The following is a 21,283-nucleotide window of genomic DNA, read 5'->3' as shown; positions in this document are numbered from 1 at the left end:
AAGGAAGACAAAGAAGGACATAAAAACCCAGATTGCCCAAAGCGTGATAGGTGTCAAATGGAATCCCTCCAAGGTAATAAGCCCAAAAGGCACTAATGCCGAGAAATGGTGCTTGGATAAGTGAAATAAAAAAACCATAAAAGAAGCCCATAACTGACGCAAAGAGAGCTCCAATAAATAAGTCGCTAGATCTTAAAATGGGCGCCAATAACCAAGTAATCCCTACAATAGCAAGATAAGCTACTATTTGTGGGATGGTCCACAGCCCAAAACCTAAGAGTAAGTTGGACAAAAGTATGGTTAAGACTGCCACGACAGCGCCATCTAAAGGAGACATCCAAAGACTTATCAGGATAATCATTGCTGTAACAGGTTGTACATTAGGGACAACTGCGAATAAGATTCGCCCGACAACTAAGGATGCTGACATGATTGCCCACCACACCATACGCTTGAGGCTGATCTCGGTAGATATTCTCTTCATACTAATTTGACCAATCGTCAGTAAGGTCAAATTGTACTTGATCTCCATCTTTTACTAGGACTTCTCCAGCACCAACCTGTGACATTTTTTGGTTAACCAATAGCTTCCAGTAACGCCCTTTATGATCACCACTATCCGCTTTAATGTCGTTGATGGTTTCAATTAGCCCACCAGTTTCTTCTATAGTATAGTTATTTTTCATCAAGTCCATAAGCGATTGCTCTTTTGGAACTTCAACCTCTTTCTTCAAACCAGCTACTTCTTCCCCTTGAATCAAAATTTGTACAGAAACCTTGACCACCTCAGTAGATGAAACCGAATCCGTCTTTGCTGACTCCGCTTGACAAGCTACCAAGAGCACTGTCATAAAACTCAAAATGATTGCTAGAATTTTTTTCATATATGTTCTTCCCCTTCTATTTTATAAAATAAGTTGATTGAGTAGCTAAAGTAATAATTTTTTTTAGCACATTCGAGTCTCTAGACCGTCTGTCGGAAATAACGGTGTATAAGCATAGCTGACGCACAGCGGCTGTTTCGACTTTAGTCGATTTACAGCCGCGTAGGCAGCTAAGCCGAAAGACCAAGACTTTCGGCGGTGCCACCGTTTTCATTTCCGACAAACAGGCTAGAGACTTGAACCCTATAAACAAATTAACTTCTTTACCCAACCCCTTCTTTCCCTAGTGTACTGGATAGCATTATATCTTTCAAGTAAGCCTTGCTTTCAATTTTTTTGTGATTTTTACTACTTAACTCTTGACTTCATTTTCCAAGAACAATACAATAAGAGTAACTGGTAGTGACCAGTTACTTAAAGAAGCTGTCACGTTGGAAAATTCAAGAAGGAGGTGTTGTGCTTGGAGGTATCTGAACAATCCCCTTTGTACTCGCAAATCAGTGTTATCTTGATTGACTACATTAAAAATGATGCTCAGGTGCACCAAAAAATGCTATCCGAGCGAGAAATATGTCGGAAATACAATGTCAGTCGAACCACTGTTAGGAGTGCACTGAAAGAACTAGAGGACCTCGGTTATATCTACCGACGTCACGGAAAAGGAACTTTTGTATCTGGTCTATGGAAGGAACGGCAAAACTTATCAGAAGGCTATAGCTTTACGGAACAGATGAAAGAATTGGGACGAACTCCCCAAACCATTCTGACCACTTTTGATTATAAAAAAGCTAATCCCTTTGTGGCCCTACAATTAGGACTGGAAGAACAAGAACCTGTCATCCGCTTGCGGCGTATTCGTCTGGCAGACGATGAACCTATGATGATTGAAACTACATTTCTGCCTAGTCAACTCTTTCCTGATTTAACCGCTGATTTGGTCAGGTCCAAACCTTTATACGATATTTTTGCCCATGACTACCAGCAAGTGATCACCTATGCCGATGAGGAGTTTTCTGCAGGAATCTTGGAAGACCACGAAGCTAAAACGCTTAAAGTTAGCCCTCGTTCAGCTTGCTTACGCTTAAAGCGCACTACCATTAACCGTGAAAACCGCATCATTGAATTCACCATCAGCGTAGCCAGAAGCGACCAATTCTTTTATAAAGTTCGTCACTACAGTAAGACCCAGACCAGCAACAGTCTGGACAAATCACATGAAAAGGGAGATGTATAATGTTTAACTTATCAACCGATGAATTACTTGAATTACACGCTGAGATTACAACGCGTGAAATTCGTCAACAACCAGAATTATGGCAAGAAGCTTTTGATTATTACCAAGAAAATTTAGAACGTATCACTAACTTTTTAGCAGGTTTACCTCAAGAGAAAGTTCGTGTTATCTTTGCGGGAGCTGGAACCTCTCAATATGTTGGCGACACGATTGTCCCATTTCTAAAACGTTTTGGCGACGAAAGTCGTTTTGACTTCCAATCTGTAGGGACGACCAACTTGGTTTCAAACCCAAGAGACTACTTCAAAAAAGAGATTCCAACTGTTTTAGTATCCTTTGCTCGTAGCGGAAACTCACCTGAAAGTGTTGCTTCCGTTCAACTAGGCCAACAAATCGTAGACAATTTCTACCAAATCACTATCACTTGTGCTCCTGATGGACAACTTGCCAAGCATGCTGCTGGTGACGCAAAGAACCTCCTTCTTTTAATGCCAAGCCGTTCAAATGACGCTGGTTTTGCCATGACAGGAAGCTTTACTTGTATGACCTTGACTGCTTTATTGGTCTTTGACTCAACAACAAACTTAGAAACAAAAGCTGCTTATGTAGCCGCTATCCGTCACATGGGTGAAGAGGTAATTAAGCGTGAAGCTGAACTCCAAGCTCTTGTAGACCTAGATTTCAACCGGGTTATCTACCTTGGTTCTGGCGCCCTAGCTGGATTAGCTCGTGAAGTTCAATTAAAAATTCTAGAATTAACAGCTGGTAAAATTGCCACCGCTTTTGACTCTTCACTAGGGTTCCGTCACGGTCCAAAATCATTTGTTAATGAAAACTCTCTTGCTTTTGTTTTTGTGTCAAACGATGACTACACACGTCAATATGATATCGATATTTTAAACGAACTTCATGGCGATAGCATTGCGCGTTTGGTACAAGCTATTAGTGTGGAAGGCGACGTTAACTTTGAAGGACCAAGCTTTACCTTCCCTAAAGAGTTCTCAACTGTTCCAGATGGTTACCTAGCTTTACCTTATGCCGTATTTGGTCAAACTATCTCTCTACTTTCTTCTATTAAAGTAGGCAACAAACCTGATACACCTTCACCAAGCGGAACAGTTAACCGTGTCGTTAAAGGTGTTACCATCCATCCTTTAGCAGACTAAGTCGTCACCAACCTATCTTTTATAGTATTTCTAGAGAAAATACTAAATACCTGATAAAGAGTGATTATTCTATGACAAAGTATATCTATGCAAAATCTTTTTATTTCGGAGATGAAGTCAAAGGACCAGGCTACTTAGCTATCACAGATGAGGGGCAATTCGGAGCCTATAGTTCTGAAGAGCCAAGTGATGTTACCGAGCTTCTTTCCTATCCTGATTTCGCCATTGCTCCTGGACTAGTAGACACACACATCCATGGTTTTAAAGGCGTAGATGTGATGGACAACGACCCTGAGGCCTTGAAAGTGATGTCGGATGCCTTGCCATCATGTGGCGTAACCTCCTACCTACCAACAACCCTGACTGCATCTAGAGAACTGCTGAATGATGTTTGCCAAACCATTGGTGAACACGCAACAGAGTTTCCCGGCGCAAAAATTCGTGGTATTTTCTTAGAAGGGCCATTTTTTAGCGAAGCTTACAAAGGGGCTCAAAACCCTAAATATATGGGCGACCCTAAAACAGACATCCTAGACGAGTGGCAAGAAAAAGCTGCCGGATGGGTTAAGAAAATTGCTATCGCTCCAGAACGTGAGGGTGCTGTTGACTTTATCAAACATGCCAAAGCCAATGATATTTATGTAGCCCTTGCTCACACGGAAGCTACTTACGACCAATGTAAGGCTGCTTGTGACGCTGGTGCCAACATTTTTGTTCACACCTATAACGGTATGCGTGGCTTGCACCACCGTGAACCTGGTGTAGTTGGAGCAGCCTTAACCATCAAAGAGGCCTTCGACGAATTGATTTGCGATGGACACCATGTTCATCCCGTCTCTGCTCAAGTCGTTATGGACTGCCATGGACGTGACAAGACCATGCTCATCACCGACTGCATGCGGGCTGGTGGTTTGGGCAACTGCATGTCATCGATTGGCGAATTTGAAGTTATCGTAAAAGATGGCACTGCAAGGCTCAAAGAAGGTGGTAGCTTAGCTGGTAGTGTTCTACAGCTCATCCAAGGCGTTCAAAACGTTGTCAAATGGGGGATCGCTACACCAGCTGAAGCTCTTAAAATGGCTAGTCTTGTTCCAGCAGAATCCGTGGGAATTGACGATGTTTGTGGTAAACTAGACCTAGGTTACCCAGCCGATTTTATCGTACTTGATGATAACTTAGACTTGCAAGCAACCTATCTAGACGGAAAAGAGTATTACAAAAAATAAGTATTAAAGGAGATTATCACATGTCAAAATTAGCATTAACTAAAGGAAAATTCGAACACCTATCTCGTTTGTCAAGTGCAGAAAACGTTATTGGTGCCTTAGCCATTGACCAACGTGGTTCATTGAAAAAAATGATTGCAGCAGGAAATCCAGAAGCAACAGGTGACGAGCCAATTATCCGTTTCAAAGAGCTTATTTCTGAAGAATTGACACCTTACTCAACATCTATTCTTTTGGACCCAGAATACGGTCTTCCAGCAGCGCAATTACGTGTGCCTGAGTGTGGCTTAATCATTTCATATGAAAAAACTGGTTATGACGCAACAGAAGAAGGTCGCTTGCCTGATTTATTACCTGAATGGTCAGCAAAACGTATCAAAGAATTGGGTGCTGATGCTGTTAAGGTTCTTTTATACTATGATATTGACGAAGACCCAGCTATCAACGACATCAAACACGCATGGGTAGAACGTGTTGGTTCTGAATGTGTGGCGGAAGATATCCCTTACTTCTTAGAAATCGTAACCTATGATGCTAAAAACGATGACGTGAAAAGTCCAGCTTATGCAGCAGTGAAAGCTCATAAAGTGAACGACGCTATGAAAGTTTTCTCAGCTCCTCGCTACAATGTGGACGTATTGAAAGTAGAAGTTCCTGTTAACATGAACTATGTTGAAGGCTTTACCAAAGAAGGCGTTGAGGCAGTTTACACTCGCCAAGAAGCCCTAGACCTCTTCAAAGCCCAATCAGAAGCTACTCACCTACCATTCATCTTCCTAAGTGCCGGCGTATCTGCTAAATTATTCCAAGATACTTTAGTATTTGCTAAAGAAGCAGGATCTAACTTTAACGGTGTACTTTGCGGACGTGCAACTTGGAAAGACTCCGTAGAAGTTTTCGCAACAAAAGGTGACGATGCAGGACGCGATTGGTTAGCAACTAACGGCCGCCAAAACATCGAAGACTTAAACGAAGTATTGGTTAACACTGCTACTCCTTGGATTAGTAAGATTGACATCAAATAAGATTAATTAATGAAAAAAGCACCTGACTCCTGTTGATATGACAGGGGTCAGGTGCTTTTCGCTTAGCTCAAAAGGCTAGCATCCTCATAAGGAAATTATATTGGCAGAATCTTTAATGATTAAAACATGAGATTGTTACTCTCCAATTTTCTTATGCCTAAACGAAACTAGCAACTTAATAAAAACTAAGGCAACGGCTAACCACAACACAAGCACTAGAATTTGAAACAAGCGAATTCTAAACTCGACTCCTTGGTCAACAGTGCCTTGTGATACTTGAGCAACTTGATCCTCTGGTGTTTGACTAACTTGCCCAGTAGTACTACTAACTTCATCCACCCGTCTCGCATTGACCAAAAGCCGCTCCGTATTGACTAGATATGGTGTACAAGTCAAGAGGGTCAAGACGTCTTCCCCATCAACAGCAGCCAATTTTCCAGACTCAGAGGGCCAAATCACTTGGCTATCATAAACTTCATAGGTTAGAACCTTCCCCAAAATTGTGATGTAAATCTTGTCTCCTGGTTCTAATCTGTCTAAGTATTGAAACATACGTTGCGTGGCATAACCTCGGTGCCCAGCTATCACCGACCGTTGACCCATACCGCCTATTGGCAAACTGGTTCCTGTAACATGTGCCGCACCTAAGGACAAATGATAATCAGAAGCTCCTTGATAAATTGGCAGCGTCTCATCAATCTTTGGGATGGACACAAAGGCAAAAGCTGCATCAGGTTCCATGGACAAAATAGTGGCTGTCGTAAAATCTTTGACTTCAAAGGGATCGACCACACCTACAGCATTCGGATCTATAGAACTATTATAAGTCTTAGCTTGCTCTTCCAACCGTTGCTTCACTTGGTCAGTCATCTTCTGCTCGTCTTGCAAGAAAGTCTTCAATTCATCCTTAGATGTAAAATGGTTCCAAGTAATCGATTGAAGTGGGTACAAAATGACCAAAAGTCCCACCAAAATAGTAATCAACCCCATTCGATACACACGTTTATTACTAGAACGCTGCTGCATGGTCGTCCTCCTTTACTATTTTTTCTTCTTAACCCGTTTCCAAATCAACCAAGCTAACAGGCTTAAAAGTACAGCTAACGTGATATAGAAAAGATACTGATAGAATGTAACTGTCTTATTAACTTGAATTAAATCCTCTTTAACTGGCGCTACATAGTCAATCCGCTCACCTCGAACCAATAAACGATGAGAATTGATCATGTATGGTGTACAGGTCAAAAGAGTCGCATAATCGTGCCCCTCTACAACCAATACCGGTTCAAAGTCAGATGGCTCAACAACTAAAATTTGATCAACCCGATAAGCTAAAACACCTTCAATATTATGAATATAAAAGACATCTCCTATAACCAATTTGTCCAAAGCGGTAAACAATTTGGCAGAAGGTAAGCCCCGGTGAGCAGTGATAACCGTATGGCTACTTTCGCCACCAACTGGTAAACTAGTTCCTTCCAAGTGCCCAGCTCCTTTTTGCAGAACAGCTTCTGAAGTTCCAGCATAGATTGGGATATCCTCATTGATTTTAGGAATCTCAACGTGACCCAGCTTTTCTTGCACTTCTAGCATACGAGCATACTCACTCACTGCCTCTTTTTGAACATTAGTATAGGGATCTCCTAGCTTGCTTGGGTCCAATATCTGATTATAAGCATGTGCTAAACGAATTCGTTCCGCTAACACATTGGGGTCTAAATCACTTTTAGCTTGTTCAAATTGCACAACTTGGTCTTGAGCTTCTAAACGATAGTACCATTGGCTAATAAAGGGGTAACTTGCAATGGCCAAACCAATCAAAAAGATTATCGTCGTAAGGACTAGGCGTTTTTTCTGTTTCTTTTTTTTCATAGCCTACTCCTTTTCTTTCTCGACCAATTGGGCATTTTTTGCCCGTTTCAAAGCTCGCTTTTTCTTAAGATATCCTATCAACAAGATGAGTAAAACAAAGAGCAATATTCCAAAAGTAATATAGAAAGCATACTTATAGAAGAAAGCCGCTTCATTTTCAGCGATGGATTTTTCATCTATCTCTGGAATGTATTCTACTCGATGTGCTCGTACGATTAAGCGATGCGAATTAATCATGTAAGGAGTGCAGGTCAATAACGTAACATAGTCATGTCCCGGCACCACCAATAAATCAGAAAAATCACTTGGCTCTATCACCTTAATTTGGTCAACCTGATAAGCCATGGTTCCACCAATATTGTGTACATAAAACTTATCCCCAATCTGCAGCTGGTCTAGTTGGGAAAACAAGCGAGCATTAGGTAGGCCACGATGAGCAGTCAATACAGAGTGTGTGCTATTCCCACCAACTGGTAGACTAGTTCCCTCCAAATGGCCGATACCCTTTTGAAGAACTTCTTCTCCAGTTCCAGCATACATTGGGATCTGCACACCAATTTTCGGGATTTTCACATAACCCATCTTCTCATGAACTTCTAACATGCGAGCATATTCTGCAATCCCTGCTTTATGGTCCTCTGAATATGGATCCGAAAGCGTATTGCTGACTAAAGCATCGTTAAAGGCATAAGCTAACCCCAAACGACGGTCAATCTCTTCTTGGTCTATGTCACTAACCGTGGTATCAAAGTCCGTAACAGCAGAAGACGCCTCCGTCTCATAGTAAATACGACTGATAACAGGATACATCATGATGCCGAATCCTAGTAAGAATACCAGAATCAACGGCCATCTCTGACGCTTTTTTCGTTTCTTTTTTTTACTCGGTTCTTTAGCCATAAGACCACTGCACTTTCTATAATGTATTTTAAATCAAAATGCCTGTTCTTTCGATAAAAATAGCTATCCCAATTATACCATAGGATAGCTACTTTTTTGTAATGTAGTAAATAATATTATCTAGATTTGACTGAACTACGTGTTAGCCAACCCCCTAAAACAACCAGGCCAATTCCCACTAAAACAAGAAGAATAATAGCGATATCTCCCGTACTCGGTATAATAACCTTACCAGGCGTCTCTTTAGGTGTTTTCTTATTTATAATCTTTATGACAGATGATTCTTCTAAACTAGTTTTAGTGACCGTAAACTCCAAAGGCTCATTCAATAAAGAATATCCTTGTGGAGAAACAGTTTCCACCAACCAGTAGGTACCATAAGTCAAACCTTCCACTTGAAATCGGCCGTCTGAACCAGATTCAAGCAAGACCGTTTTTCCTGCCAATAAAACGTCGAGATAGACATAGGCCCCCTGTTCATTTTTGACATAGTCGCCTTTGTCTGTCACTTCTCTTTTTACGACTTTGAAATAAGCTTTAGCTAACGGCTTATCAGCTTCATCCACTTTCATAAATTTACGCCCACCAAGTTTTGGGAGCTCTGGATTACCTGCAGTAAATTTCTTTAGAGTTACCGTTACTAGAGTTTTTGGCCCAGTATCAGTCTCTTGCGGAAGATCCACTATAAACGGACTATAGGTTATATCTTTTTCATTATCGATTACCTGTCTGACATAATAACGTCCATCCGCTAAGTTATTATAAGTTACCTTACCTTGGCCATCACTAGGACTAGACATCTTCCCCACCGGTTGGGGATAAGCCTGGTTTAATTGATCAACAGATCTTTGATCCAAATCTTTGACTAAGGCAGCAAATTCCGCTTGTGTCGTTGAGGAAGAAGCTTGTCCAATATGCCAAATTAGGAATCGATAACCTTCTAGAGAATCTGTTTGAGCCTCCTGATTGGGCAACTGAATAACCAAAATATTATTGGTCTGTGCCTTAACAAAAGTAGCAAGAAGAACACTCATGACCACGGTCAGTAAGGTTATCCCTATTCGTTTAGATACGCGTCTGAATGTCTGCATGAGTGCCTCCTTCCTAATCTCTAGTTATTTTACTAAAAATTATGCTTCTTGTTCGTTTCTTCTAAATGCAATTACTGCTCCAACCATCAATAGTAAACCAGCTACTGTAAAGATTACAGTACCGATACCACCTGTTTCAGGAATGGTTACTTTTTTGTTGTTTACATCTTGAATATTTGTATAGCTGTTAGATCCAACAGTAAATTCTACTGGTGTTGGTAACAATGCATAACCAGCTGGCGCCTTTGTTTCATATAGGTTATAAGTACCGGCTGTAAGACCAGTAACTTCAAATTCACCATTTGGTCCAGAAACAAATACTAATGCATCAGTATGAGCGTCTACCCATGTATATAAGTTATTCAGTTTTGCGTAAGCTGCATCACGAGTAGCTTTTAATGCTGCAATTCCGTCTGCGTTTGGATTTGTAGCAGTTGCTGCTTTAACAGCATCTAAGTACGCTTTTTCTGCTGCTTGGTATGCCACTAAATCAGTTTGATTTTCGCCCTCAGTTTTTAATGCTAAAAATTTACCGCTTTGTTCCACAATGAATTGAGCATTTGCTAATGTTGTATTTGTAGCTTGATCAACTTTTTTAAATTTCTTTCCATAAGTTACAACTTGTGGTGTTTCTGGCTCGATTGGTCCAGGGTTGTTGTTTTTAATATTCTTAACTGTTACACCATTTGCTGTAGAAGCATACTCAGGTGCATATCCATTGATATGTCTTTCAATCACACGGTATTCAATTGCATTGTCTAAACCAGAAATAGTAGTAGTCCATCCATTTGCTTCATTTAGAGTTACAGTTTGTACAATTGCACCAGTTTGTGCGTTTTGAACATCAAACTGTACGGAAGCTCCAGCTGGTGCAGTTCCATCAGCCCAATTTTTTGTTAGTACAATTTGTCCATTTGATGGTTTAGTATTAACTGGTGTATTACCAGCTTCTGGACTATTACCATATTTCAAGGTAACGTGGTTCTTTTCAGGTGAGTCTACTACTGCATCACCATTTAGAGTTGCAGAGTAAGTTAAGGTCATTGTTACTGCAGTCGTTGCAGCAGCTGTTTTCAATTTAGCTAGACCTGCTGCATTGAATTTTACGGTGAAGCCTCTATCTGTTTCAGTTAATGTGTAATCTGATGTTGCAAGTCCATTAATACCAGCAATAACAAGGTCCTTGTTGAACGTTAACCCCTCAGTCATGGTATCGCCCCAAGTTAGGGTTTGATATTCTGATTTTACAGGAATTACAGTTGTTACGGTATATGGTACTTTATCCCCTATAGTATATGGTTGATTTTCATTTGCAGCAACATTTGACCCGGTAATTGTTTTATTGATTTCAGGTTTTTCAGTTGTGTTCTTTGGATATACGTATAATGCTTCTGCTCCAGTTCCAAAGTAACCAGTACCATCAGCTTTTGCCATTGGTAAAGTCAATGTGAATGGTACCGCAGTAGAATCATTTAAAACTTCACCATTCGGACCAACATATGTTGATGCAGCCTTATCTTCTACAAAGTAGTAAGGTCCAGGAATTAATCCTTCAATCCTAACTTCACCATTCTCGTCTGTTAAGAATGGTCCGCCTTCAACTTCTGTTCCTGTTGCATCTGTCCCTTGATAAACACGGAATGCAACTCCTTTTAACCGTTTTGCATCATTTCCAAAATACCCATTAAAATCCTGTAATTGCGTTCCATCATAAACATCGCCTACGGCTCCGCCGCCTTTTGGCCACCCTTGAAGGTTGTCCAATTCAACTTTTGTGATGACTACATCAGTCTTTCTACCACCACCACCAGTATATCCCGCTAAAATTAGTCCTGTTGCAGGTGCTGCAGCTACGGTAGCTGTTGGTAATAGTATTGCTAGTAATGCTATTAGTGCTAGAAATGTACTAGCTACTTTTGTAAAATATTTCTTCATTTTATTCCCTCCAATTTTTCTTTGCAAAGAGTGTTTTACCTTAATTATCGGATATCACACCCCTCACTGTTACTTTTTTTCCTTATTAAAAATGCTAGTAACATTATTCCTAAACCTAGCACTAGGTAAGGCAGAATTCCAATACCCCCAGTATCAGGGTAACCATCAAATATTGCATTAACAATAATCAATGGGTTTGAACTAACGGGTTCCCCATTTAGGGTTATTTGAACTGCTCCAGATTCACCAACAACAATCTTATACTCATTAAAAGTTTTAATGTAACCCGTTGGAGCTTTGGTTTCGACCAATGTGTATTCTCCTTGAGGGAGATCAGCAATAATAGCCTCACCATCGTTAGTTGTTTCTATCGTTTTAATCAAGGTTGATCCTTGTCGAAGTTCGAATATTGCTTTGTTGTTCTTTATAACCTTACCTAATTGATCTACCTTCCGAAGAGTGAACGAGCCTTTATTAGCTACATTGACCACCTTGTAAGTACTTATCTGTTGACCATCTATACTTGGTTGTCCCAAGCCATCTATCGTAACCGTTAGTTTACCACTAGCGTTTATTGCAACAGTTACTTTATAAAATGTTGCATTCAATTGGTAGCCTGGTGGCGCTTTGGTTTCTTTTAGATAGTAAGTTCCTACTCCCAAATTAACAAAGGATAGTAACCCTGATGAGTTGGATAAGGTTTCAGCCTGATAAATTGTTTTTTGATCTTCAAGATAGAGTGTAAAGCCTGCCCCTGTGAGAGCTTGGCCTTTCTCATTTTCTTTCTTGATATTGAATTTTGCTGGCTGATAGGTGTTGGTAATGGAAAAATCATTTGTTTCGGCATTAGTGTTTGGGTAAGTTACCTGATATCCAGGTGGAACTCCAGTATAATAGACTCCATTTTTTGTATAACCTACTTCTCTTGTACTGTATACAAAAGCCTTGCCTGTGTCATCATTCTTAGGAAGGTTAGCAAACACCCAGGTCCAGTTACCAAAAGTATCTGGTGTAACTGTTTGCGTTATTCCAGTAGCCAAACCGTTTCTATAAAGCTCAACACGGATGCTAGTTGGACGAGTTTTATTAGCAAAAGCTTGGTCATTATTCCATATTTTTGAACCAACAACTCTAACGATTGGGTTACAGGTTGTAGCAAAGGCGCTTGATGCGTCAGTGAAAGATCCAAAACTATTTCCAGAGTTGTTAATGGCGGTTAACTGATAGACTGTATTAGTCGGATCAGAATAGGATGGTAGTCTGTTAAACCTAGCAACCGTGCTAGCACCATTAAGTCTCGTTACTGTAGTATAGACATTTCCATCAACCATTGATAGACCTTCAATTCTAAGTCCATCAGAAATATTTCCACTCGGCCATTGAACACCACCAATAAATCTCTTAACAGAGTTGGTAAGATAAGAATTAGTAGCACTGTTGTAAGGAATGATTGCGAAGCCATTTCCCGTGTAACTATTCGCTCCGTCTAAGGTGGATATCATCATATCACCATTAGGTAAAAAGATTATATCTCCTGCAGAATAGATTGATGATGCTGGCAAAGTTGAGACTCTACTAAACGGAAGAACATTTCCATTTCCCGTGTTGAGAATGTCAGCTACTGGAATGAAATTCAGTGGTCCTTGAATTGTCTTTGCCACTACATATTTTCCATCTGGCGTGGTTCCGAGTGAATTTAACAAATCATTTGAGAATGCATATCGATTTAAGTCTATAATGATTCTTTTCAATTTCCTTCCAATTTCAACGCCATTTTCGCCCGATACATCATAGATATGCGCCTCATAATAACCTTGATATTGATAATAATTTATGGTCATTAATTTCTTGCCATTATCTATAACTGTCGCTGCTCCACCAGAACGTCCTCCTGAAGTTTGGAAAAAAGGCCCTCCATAAGGCGGTTTATTGAGTGAAAACGACCGTCTTGTATAAATTCCATCTGGCCCAAATTCATAGGCATAATCAATTGATGTTACCCAAAAGTTACCGTCACTACAATCTCCAACCATCTCTCCTAAGTAATTAGTTACCTTCCATGCACTATCATCGACAGATGCTTTACTGTAAACTGCATAATAATTTGGAAGTGCCTGCTCTTGGATGGTATACGAATACTTCTCTTGATTAGAGTTATACTTAGGAACTGTGACAGTAATAGTTTGTGAATTTCCACTTGTTTGCATGGTGACACTAGTGAATTTCACACCATTTTGCATAACATCAAAGGTCAGGTTCGGTAATGGCTGTGGTGCCGCGTCACCCCATTCTTTCGTAATGGTGATGACACGTTGAACTACTGTTGGATTTTTTAGCTTGTTCGGTATATCTACTTGCATGTCATCATCAATTAATGAAATTTTCGGCTCTTGATACACTACGTGGTTAGAATCAGTCGTTATTTGTTTTAGTTCATATAATCCAATCGGCAATGGGATAGTAATTAACCCTTGTGGATTGGTTTTATATCGAGTCACTACTCCTTTGTAGTCAGTTAAGGTAAATTCGACATTGGGAATTGAAATAGTCGGATCCCCGTATTCAAAGAAGTTGTAAGTAACTTGTTTAGTCGGCCTTTCGTTTTCAAATGTCACAATAGCATAATTCGTTCCTGCTGTTAATGGTCTAAATTGTGCACCCGTGGTCGGCACATTCATAGGAGCCGGAACACTTAGTTGTCGGATAGTGTAAGTTCTATCTAACGGCAAATCTGTGAAGACCATATAACCATTATTATTAGAGGTCTTTCTATATGTTTGTCCAAATTCATCGACTACTTCAACATCTGATGTAGGAATTGGATTTTTAGAATCTTTTTCAACTACATAAACCTCAATAACTCCCAACCCTCCACTTGAAGGCCCCTTAACATTTTGAATTGTTAAAAGCGCGGCAGTGTTTGCGGCTAAAGCAACTGTCGTTTGCTGTGCGGCAACAATATACCCATTTGCAGTTGAAACTTGCTTAACAGTAAAGGTTTGATCTGTTGGTAGCCCTTCTACCACGACTTCTCCATTTGCCGCTGTTGTCACCCTTTGTAAAAAAGTGCCTTTGCTATCAAAGATATCAAAAATCCCACCTGCTAATTGGATATTTGGGTCTTGAGCATCCACTAGCCGAATCGTTACTGTATTCAATTTTACACCAACTACTACTGATGGCGTTTGGATCTTTGTTACCAAGACCCCTCCACCTTGAGTTTTAATAGTAGAACTAGTATTGATGGTATAAGTTTTACTTGGATTTTGAGCCAGATCGCCTGCATCTGTGATTGGCGTAGAAAAAGTATAGGTTATTTTATCTGCTGTTGTTGACGCAGTTGATGTTCTGGTGACAGTCGTTCCTGTAGTTTGACCAGTGTCACTAACACCTACTACTTTGAAATTACCAATAGGTCCTAGACCACTATTACTTGGCACGGATAAAACTGTTTCGATATAACGTTGGTCGGTAACCCCAGCTCCATTGACTGGTTTTTCTACCACAACTGTCCAATCAATGCTCTTTGTTGCTGGATTGTACTTACCACTACTTACAATATTATTTGTAAAATTAGCTAAGTTTGGATCTTTTGGAACATCTTTGGTATAGGTAATGGTTATGTTCTTAGCCGAATCCACCATCAAGGTCTTGTTATAGGTGTCTAGCGTGTACCCAGTAACCGTATTGGCGGAAACATTATAGCTTCCGTATGGGAGAGATTGTGTAGCCGAACCACCACCTGTATTAAAGGTGTAGATTTTAGTTGGATCACTGACACTTGTTAAGGTGACTTGTGAGGTTGGTACTGCAGCTCCGTTGTTATCTTTTACAGTAATGTTCACCGGATACAAATTCTTACTATAAATCATATCAAACGAGGTTGACGTGTTACTAATTGTAACGGACTTATTCGCCGGACTTGTGTATCCAGGAATAGCTGAAGCACTCGCCGTATAGGTACCGGCTGGTGCTTGAATAATTGCTGCACCGCTAGCATTCGTTGTACCCTGATAGGTCTTTCCATCTGTAGCCGTTAAAGTAACGGTTGCATTAGGTATAGCTAGATTGTTATTGTCCTTAGCATTTGCTGTTACATTAATGGCTGAAACGAAGTTAGGATTGTATGCCGTAATGGTTAACGGTCTTATACTGTCAGGCGCTTTGGTTTGTGAACTGCTGGAAGATTGTTGAGCTGTGTTGGTAGGCCCATAAAAAGTAGAACTCCTAACATCCACACCTGGTATGAATTCAATACTCATAGATTCAGTAGCTGTATATGGCGCTGACAGGGTTGTCGTAAAGGTAACTGTCAAATCTATATTGGTTGCTGGTGGGTATTGCGTTGTTTTTACCCAAAACGTTCTATCACTACCTAGTTTATAGACAATCGGGGTTGAACTGCCTGCAGTTCGAGTAAAGGTAGCAGTAATATCATTTGTTGAGAGCGTATTGAAATAGTTTGGAAGATTAAAACCTATATAGGCAGCAGCATTAGTACTACCGCTAGTATATTTTTCTGATAATTTCAAGGTCCACTGAACACTTAACCCGTCAGAGGCTGTTTGAGCAGTCCACGTGTAGCTAGAAACGTTGTCTGTAATAGTACCTGAAGAGGTATTTGGATTAGGGATTGTTGCTGCTCTTGCTGCAAGTAGGTTTGTTACTGTACTTACAGACCTTCTTAGTCTTGTCGTTGCAGGAACATCTACCACTGCGGCTGAAGATAAAGAACTTTCAGAATTTGCAACTGGCTCAGAGCTAACCTGTGCTTCAGAGTTACTTGAGTTTTGCGGGTTAGACTCTTCAACAGCGTTGCTACTAACTTCAGCAGTTCCTGAATTTGTTGTTGATGAAGAATTAGAGCTAGGCTCTTTTTGAGAAGAAGTTTGAGCCTCAGTGACTGTTGGTTTTTCCTTTGTATTGGTCACCGCGTCTTTATCTATTGTCGTTTGGAATCCCACAATAGGATCTTGACTTACTTGATAATCAATTTCTTGGTGCTCATCTGTATATTTTGGTAAGGCTTCAAATATTGTACTGTCACTTGTGGTTTGACTTAATACTTGACCGTTAATTGGATTAGTTAAGTGAATGCTTGCTATTGGTGTTGCTTCACCTTGGGCTAACCCTTTCCAGTTGACCGTTACTTTTTTGTCAATAGTTTCTCGAGATGGTGCTTGGGTTTTTGCAACGGTTTTTTTAGCAGTTTCTGTTCGGATAACTGCTATAGCTTGAAAGTCTATACTTTCTTTATCTTCATATTTACTAGTGAAGTAAAGTGTGATTGGATGATTTGTTTCTTCTGTATCTACTCTGTAATGACTAATATTTTTTGAAATGAGCCCAGCATCGTTTGCTGAGAGGCTAGTCATAGTTTCTTGGTTGTAGAGAACCGTCTCTGTCTTATCGGTATGAACAGCAACAACTTTTTTTACTGCCCCTTCAATTCCCATAAGTTTGGACATGACTTGTTTTTCTGAAAGGCGAATGTCAGTCGTTGTCATAGGGAGATCAGTCTGTGCTTTATTCAGCTCCAACTTCCACTCAATGCCCTCTTCATCTATTATCTCTTGACCTTGGCTATCCTTGCTAATAGTTATGTTAATAGTGTTAGGGTCAAGTGGAATACTTGGTTCTAACGTTCCATAGTCTATCTGAGTACTTTGAGCAAAAATAAGATTAGTTGGCATCATGGAAAAAAGCATATTCCACAAGACAAAATAAGTCAGTAGTCGATTCCATTTAGTTAATTTAGCTCGTATCATCATATGCTCCTTTCTTTTCCAGTAGTTAATACAACCATCTTCCCCCGTGCCTTTAATAAGATGCTTTAGACACTTTGAAACGAATGTAAGCTAACTCCTAATAAAAATTGATTACACCTCAAACGGCGCATCGAACGATTGACTGTAGGCGATTTTAGTAATAATCGTTGTCTTGATGCCCTTCATGGCTATGCTTCAACAAATATGCATAATGATTTGGACAAATTGTCAAAGCACTGAGTAATTTAGTTGAGGTAATAATACTTTTTCATAAGCTATATTTCTTTTGTATTATTTTGTCGTTCGCAATGTTTTAAAAGTTAAAATAATTGACAATTCACGACTTAGATATGCTTGTACCTTACTTACTGTAATGTCCAAATCACTAAATACATCACATGAAGTAATTATTAAAATCAATATATAGTATCCATTTATATAAGTCAACAAATTCTACACAAAAAATACACAAATATTACAATTTTTTCTCTTTCTGTTTTTTTAAGTACTATTCCTCTTAAAAACTTCTATTTTACCCATAAAAAACACCTTCTATTTTCAAGTGGATTTTCTTCTAAAAATTTTTTTCCTACAATTTCTGATACATTTATTCCTCTGTTCATTCTAATCCTTCTTATTTCGTTACAAAAATCGTCTGTCCTTAATTAGTCTATTATTTGAAAATTTGTGTCCATCCATTATGTATTATAAAAACAATGAAAAAATAGACGAGTCCAGTTTGTGGATTTCGTCTATTTTTTATGAGTCATATTATTTCTCGTTTACAAAGAATCAATCACTGATAGACTTCTCCCACAGCAATTGATTCTCTTGTCTTTAATTCTCTTCAATCAACTCCACAACTTTTTCACTGTCAAATGCTTCTTCGTGTGGCAAGATTAAGTTTAAAAGCACTCCTGCAATGGCGCATAATGCTGTTCCAGATAAGGTTACTGGGCCGATTTCTAAAATGGCTCCACCCAGTCCCAAGACTAGCGTTGAGCTAGCGATGATGAGGTTTCTAACTTGTCTGAAGTCTACTTGTTTTTCGATGAGGACTTTTAACCCGTTGCTGGCAATGACCCCATACAAGAGGATAGCCATTCCACCTAGCACGGCATTCGGAATAGTCGAAATGAGTGCCGTGAATTTTCCAAAGAAGCTTAAGCCGATAGCGATAATAGCTGCATTTCTAATGACAGATACGGATGCAATTCTTGTCATCCCTACTACTCCAGTGTTTTCTCCATAGGTAGTGTTGGCTGGCCCACCTAGGAAGGCAGACAGAGCTGTTGCGGCACCATCTCCTAGCAGCGTCCGGTGCAAACCTGGGTTTTTCAAAAATTGTCGTCCACAAATTTCGCTTAGGACAGTGTGGTCACCGATATGTTCTGCAATAGTAACCACCACGACTGGTAGGATGGCCCAAGTTTCTGGACCAAAGTAGAGATTGTATTCTTTGAGGGTTCCTCCTGTTGAAAATGGCAAGTAAAACCCTGGTAGTTCAATCCAATTGGCGTCTAAGATGGGCTGGAAATCCACTAAGCCTAACACGGCTGCTACTAGGTAACCGCCTAAAATACCAAAAAGGAAAGGGATTAGCTTGAAAAAGCCTTTTGCCTTGGTATTGATGAAAGCTGTAATTAAGAACGTAATTAAAGCGACACCGATTTGTTTAAGATCCCCATCTTTGACAAAACCCGCATTGGTAACGGCAGAACTTGCTAAACCTAAACCAATCACCATAATCATCGGGCCAATTACAATCGGTGGCAAAAGCTTATCAATCCATTGGGTACCGACAAAGCGAATAATAAGAGCAACTACCATATAAATGAATCCGACCAAAATAATACCCGTCTGTGCTGCCGAAACATCTCCGCCCATTTGTTGGATAGCAAATGCCATAGCAGAAATAAAGGCGAAAGATGACCCCAGATAAACTGGCACCTTAAACTTAGTAGCCACCATGTAAATTAGCGTCCCAATACCCGATGCGAATAGAGCCACCGAAACTGGCATGCCGAGAATTAGCGGGACTAAAATCGTCGCACCAAACATGGCAAAAACGTGCTGAACACTGAGCAAGAGCCCCTTGAGAAAGGGTGGTTTCTCGTCCACATCCAATAATAAATCAACTTTTGTTACCTGTAATTCCATTGTATCCTCTTTTCCGGGCACAAAAAATAGGCCCATTGTATTTGCAATAGGCCTAAAAAGGTAACGTGAATTATCTCGCCTTTTTCATCTCACAGGATGAAATTAAAAGCCTTTGCTGTAGGTATTATACCATAAGTAGATAAAATTACATTACTTTATTTGAAATTACATCGTTTCTTGTAAAAAAGTAAGGATTAGCTGGTCTCGGAGCTGATTGTATTGAGCTGTATCTTTTAAGGTGTGGATCCTATTGGTCAATAGGATAAAAGCTTTTTGAGTTTCTAGATTCCACATGACTAGAGTACCGGTAAACCCAGTGTGCTTGAGCCATCTGGCGCCTTGAAAATCTTGAATATCCCAACCTAGTGAACGACCCACTTTTTGGTTTGGTGTCCAATCGTGCAAGAGACTATCTACTGTTGGCCGCTGCAAAATATTTTCTCCACCATTTAACAAAGCCTGCGTGTAGGTAATGACATCATCCAAGCTAGCGAACAGTCCAGCACTACCACAATGTCTCCCTAACACAGAAGCTTTGGGGTCATGAACCGTCCCTCTAATTGTTTTGTTTGGCACTATGATTTCGGTAGGGACACAAACGTGAGCTGGCAAGGGACCATAACTCATATGCCTTAACCCCAGTGGTTTAGCTATATTCTCTTGGAAGAGATCAGCGACTGATTTTTGGGTGATTTTTTCTAACACTTTTCCTAAAAGCACAAATCCCGTATCCGTATACTTCACTTCTTTGTTAAAGGTCGGCCCACAAGATAGTTGTAGCAAAGCCTCTACCAGCTGATTGGCTGATAAGCTAGCACGATTAGGAATATAGCCTTCTAGTCCTGAAGTATGCGTGATGAGGTGGCGCAAGGTCACTTTCGGCTCCTTTGCTTGCGGAAAATAATTTGAAATGGAGCTATCGATATCTAGTTGGCCATCTTCCAACAACTGTAGCACTAGGCTTGTCGTTGCCAAAACTTTTGTGAGCGAGGCCAGGTCGTAGTAGAGACCATCTGTTAGCTCTTCCACCTGTGGGCTTAGTTGGGCTTGTCCTACAATTAGCTTTTCTACTTGGTTATCAGGCAACAAGAGGGCAGCGCTGTAACCTGGGAAGACTCGGCTTTTTCGGTATTGCTCTAGTAGAGCTTTGGTTTTGGAATAGGTCATAGTTAGAGGCTCCTCCTTGTCTTCATCTTATGTTATGGATAGTATACCACATTGGCTTGCTTGTATAAAAAGTCGAGCAACAATTTTATTTTACTAGGCAACAAAAGAGTTTTGCGAAAAAGCTTATCAGAAATGAGAACGGTGGCACCGCTGTGAGCCATGGTCTCACCGGCTTAGCTGTCTACATGGCTGTAATCGGCTAAAGCCGAAACATCCACAGTACGCCAGCTATGCTTCACACCGTTATTTCTGATAAGCTTTTTCGCAAAACTCTTTTGTTTAATATAGAAGCATGTACTTTTTACCCAGCCTTACCTAAAAAAAAATAAAAAACCACTAACAGTTATGTTAGTGGAAAAAAGGATAGGGTATGTTTACATTGGGAGGGGTAAACATATTATTTGGGAATGTCTATATAATAGTACCCACCTATGAATATCCTATGAAGATTCTTTTGTCTTTCTAGGAAAGTTTTTTGTATTTTTTATTCCCTAAGTCTATTCTTTTTTCTTAGAAAAATCTTTTCCAATAAATAACAGACCACTTGAAATAAAAATTGCTGCTAATCCTCTCAAATAGTTCCAATCTTGACTACCGGTCTTTGGTAAAACCGCTGATTGAGGTATGTTTTTTGTTACTTTAGTCTCAATTTTTGTTTCTGGCGTTACTTTACTTTCGGGATTTACTTTTCGTTTTACGATAACCTCTACTGTGATGGTATTGCTTGCGCCATCGTTATCCGTTACTTTGAAGGTAACTGCATATGTGCCAGGAACTTCGCTTGTAAAGCCTCCGTCTGTGACTAACTCTACTCTATCTAATGGGTAATTCCCATCTTCTGGGTCGCTTGCTGAT

14 protein-coding genes and 1 pseudogene are annotated in these 21,283 nt (G+C 40.0%); 4 read left to right on the top strand and 11 right to left on the bottom strand.

Going from position 1 to position 21,283, the window contains the following annotated elements; translation table 11 throughout:
* Positions 1–25: 25 nt before the first annotated feature.
* Both NPA36_RS10285 and NPA36_RS06465 read right to left on the bottom strand, forming a co-directional pair.
* Positions 26–448: pseudogene (locus tag NPA36_RS10285) on the bottom strand (ECF transporter S component); the annotation flags it as partial.
* 37 nt (positions 449–485) lie between these two features.
* Entirely contained in the window at positions 486–884 is a 399-nt protein-coding gene (locus NPA36_RS06465; RefSeq protein WP_256945305.1) for a DUF4430 domain-containing protein, read from the bottom strand.
* Between the two features lie 460 nt (positions 885–1,344).
* Between NPA36_RS06465 and NPA36_RS06460 the strand changes: the two genes are divergently transcribed.
* From NPA36_RS06460 to lacD, 4 genes are all read left to right on the top strand, one after another.
* Positions 1,345–2,118 carry a GntR family transcriptional regulator gene (locus NPA36_RS06460; RefSeq protein ID WP_256945304.1) on the top strand — a complete coding sequence of 258 codons (774 nt, stop codon included), beginning with the start codon at positions 1,345–1,347 and terminating at the stop codon, positions 2,116–2,118.
* On the top strand, positions 2,118–3,284 hold the full coding sequence (agaS, locus tag NPA36_RS06455) for an SIS domain-containing protein (protein WP_256945303.1): 1,167 nt from the start codon (positions 2,118–2,120) through the stop codon (positions 3,282–3,284). Before NPA36_RS06460 ends, agaS begins: the two co-directional genes overlap by 1 nt.
* 71 nt (positions 3,285–3,355) lie before the next feature.
* Entirely contained in the window at positions 3,356–4,510 is a 1,155-nt protein-coding gene (nagA, locus tag NPA36_RS06450) for an N-acetylglucosamine-6-phosphate deacetylase (protein ID WP_256945302.1), read from the top strand.
* A 20-nt stretch (positions 4,511–4,530) separates the two neighbouring features.
* Positions 4,531–5,535: a tagatose-bisphosphate aldolase gene (lacD, locus tag NPA36_RS06445; RefSeq protein ID WP_256945301.1), complete on the top strand. Its 1,005-nt coding sequence runs from the start codon at positions 4,531–4,533 to the stop codon at positions 5,533–5,535.
* Between the two features lie 135 nt (positions 5,536–5,670).
* On the opposite strand, the gene NPA36_RS06440 is transcribed toward lacD, so the two are convergent.
* The 9 genes from NPA36_RS06440 to NPA36_RS06400 all read right to left on the bottom strand — a co-directional run.
* Positions 5,671–6,561, bottom strand: a complete 891-nt coding sequence (locus NPA36_RS06440; protein WP_256945300.1) for a class C sortase — start codon at positions 6,559–6,561, stop codon at positions 5,671–5,673.
* Between the two features lie 15 nt (positions 6,562–6,576).
* Positions 6,577–7,407: a class C sortase gene (locus tag NPA36_RS06435; RefSeq protein WP_256945299.1), complete on the bottom strand. Its 831-nt coding sequence runs from the start codon at positions 7,405–7,407 to the stop codon at positions 6,577–6,579.
* A 3-nt stretch (positions 7,408–7,410) separates the two neighbouring features.
* Positions 7,411–8,307: a class C sortase gene (locus tag NPA36_RS06430; protein WP_256945298.1), complete on the bottom strand. Its 897-nt coding sequence runs from the start codon at positions 8,305–8,307 to the stop codon at positions 7,411–7,413.
* Positions 8,308–8,423: 116 nt separating this feature from the next.
* Positions 8,424–9,398: a SpaA isopeptide-forming pilin-related protein gene (locus tag NPA36_RS06425; protein WP_256945297.1), complete on the bottom strand. Its 975-nt coding sequence runs from the start codon at positions 9,396–9,398 to the stop codon at positions 8,424–8,426.
* Positions 9,399–9,437: 39 nt separating this feature from the next.
* A complete protein-coding gene (locus tag NPA36_RS06420; RefSeq protein WP_256945296.1) occupies positions 9,438–11,333 on the bottom strand; it encodes a SpaA isopeptide-forming pilin-related protein in 1,896 nt (631 codons plus the stop codon).
* Between the two features lie 44 nt (positions 11,334–11,377).
* Entirely contained in the window at positions 11,378–17,101 is a 5,724-nt protein-coding gene (locus NPA36_RS06415; protein ID WP_256945295.1) for a SpaA isopeptide-forming pilin-related protein, read from the bottom strand.
* Positions 17,102–17,938: 837 nt separating this feature from the next.
* A complete protein-coding gene (locus NPA36_RS06410) occupies positions 17,939–19,261 on the bottom strand; it encodes a uracil-xanthine permease family protein (RefSeq protein WP_407932793.1) in 1,323 nt (440 codons plus the stop codon).
* A gap of 165 nt (positions 19,262–19,426) precedes the next feature.
* On the bottom strand, positions 19,427–20,428 hold the full coding sequence (locus NPA36_RS06405; RefSeq protein WP_256945293.1) for a serine hydrolase domain-containing protein: 1,002 nt from the start codon (positions 20,426–20,428) through the stop codon (positions 19,427–19,429).
* A 497-nt stretch (positions 20,429–20,925) separates the two neighbouring features.
* A partial coding sequence (locus NPA36_RS06400; protein WP_256945292.1) for an LPXTG cell wall anchor domain-containing protein occupies positions 20,926–21,283 on the bottom strand: 358 nt, incomplete at its 5' end.

The organism is Granulicatella seriolae, from assembly GCF_024543085.1.
GTDB lineage: Bacteria > Bacillota > Bacilli > Lactobacillales > Aerococcaceae > Granulicatella > Granulicatella seriolae.
This window is presented reverse-complemented; position numbering and strand designations above follow the sequence as displayed.

Bases quoted from the DNA above. Each gene is read 5' to 3' on its own strand.
- NPA36_RS06415 (WP_256945295.1), bottom strand. From the start codon at position 17,101: ATGATACGAGCTAAATTAACTAAATGGAATCGACTACTGACTTATTTT.
- NPA36_RS06430 (WP_256945298.1), bottom strand. From the start codon at position 8,307: ATGGCTAAAGAACCGAGTAAAAAAAAGAAACGAAAAAAGCGTCAGAGA.
- NPA36_RS06435 (WP_256945299.1), bottom strand. From the start codon at position 7,407: ATGAAAAAAAAGAAACAGAAAAAACGCCTAGTCCTTACGACGATAATC.
- NPA36_RS06405 (WP_256945293.1), bottom strand. From the start codon at position 20,428: ATGACCTATTCCAAAACCAAAGCTCTACTAGAGCAATACCGAAAAAGC.
- nagA (WP_256945302.1), top strand. From the start codon at position 3,356: ATGACAAAGTATATCTATGCAAAATCTTTTTATTTCGGAGATGAAGTC.
- NPA36_RS06425 (WP_256945297.1), bottom strand. From the start codon at position 9,398: ATGCAGACATTCAGACGCGTATCTAAACGAATAGGGATAACCTTACTG.
- agaS (WP_256945303.1), top strand. From the start codon at position 2,118: ATGTTTAACTTATCAACCGATGAATTACTTGAATTACACGCTGAGATT.
- NPA36_RS06465 (WP_256945305.1), bottom strand. From the start codon at position 884: ATGAAAAAAATTCTAGCAATCATTTTGAGTTTTATGACAGTGCTCTTG.
- NPA36_RS06440 (WP_256945300.1), bottom strand. From the start codon at position 6,561: ATGCAGCAGCGTTCTAGTAATAAACGTGTGTATCGAATGGGGTTGATT.
- NPA36_RS06420 (WP_256945296.1), bottom strand. From the start codon at position 11,333: ATGAAGAAATATTTTACAAAAGTAGCTAGTACATTTCTAGCACTAATA.
- NPA36_RS06410 (WP_407932793.1), bottom strand. From the start codon at position 19,261: ATGGAATTACAGGTAACAAAAGTTGATTTATTATTGGATGTGGACGAG.
- lacD (WP_256945301.1), top strand. From the start codon at position 4,531: ATGTCAAAATTAGCATTAACTAAAGGAAAATTCGAACACCTATCTCGT.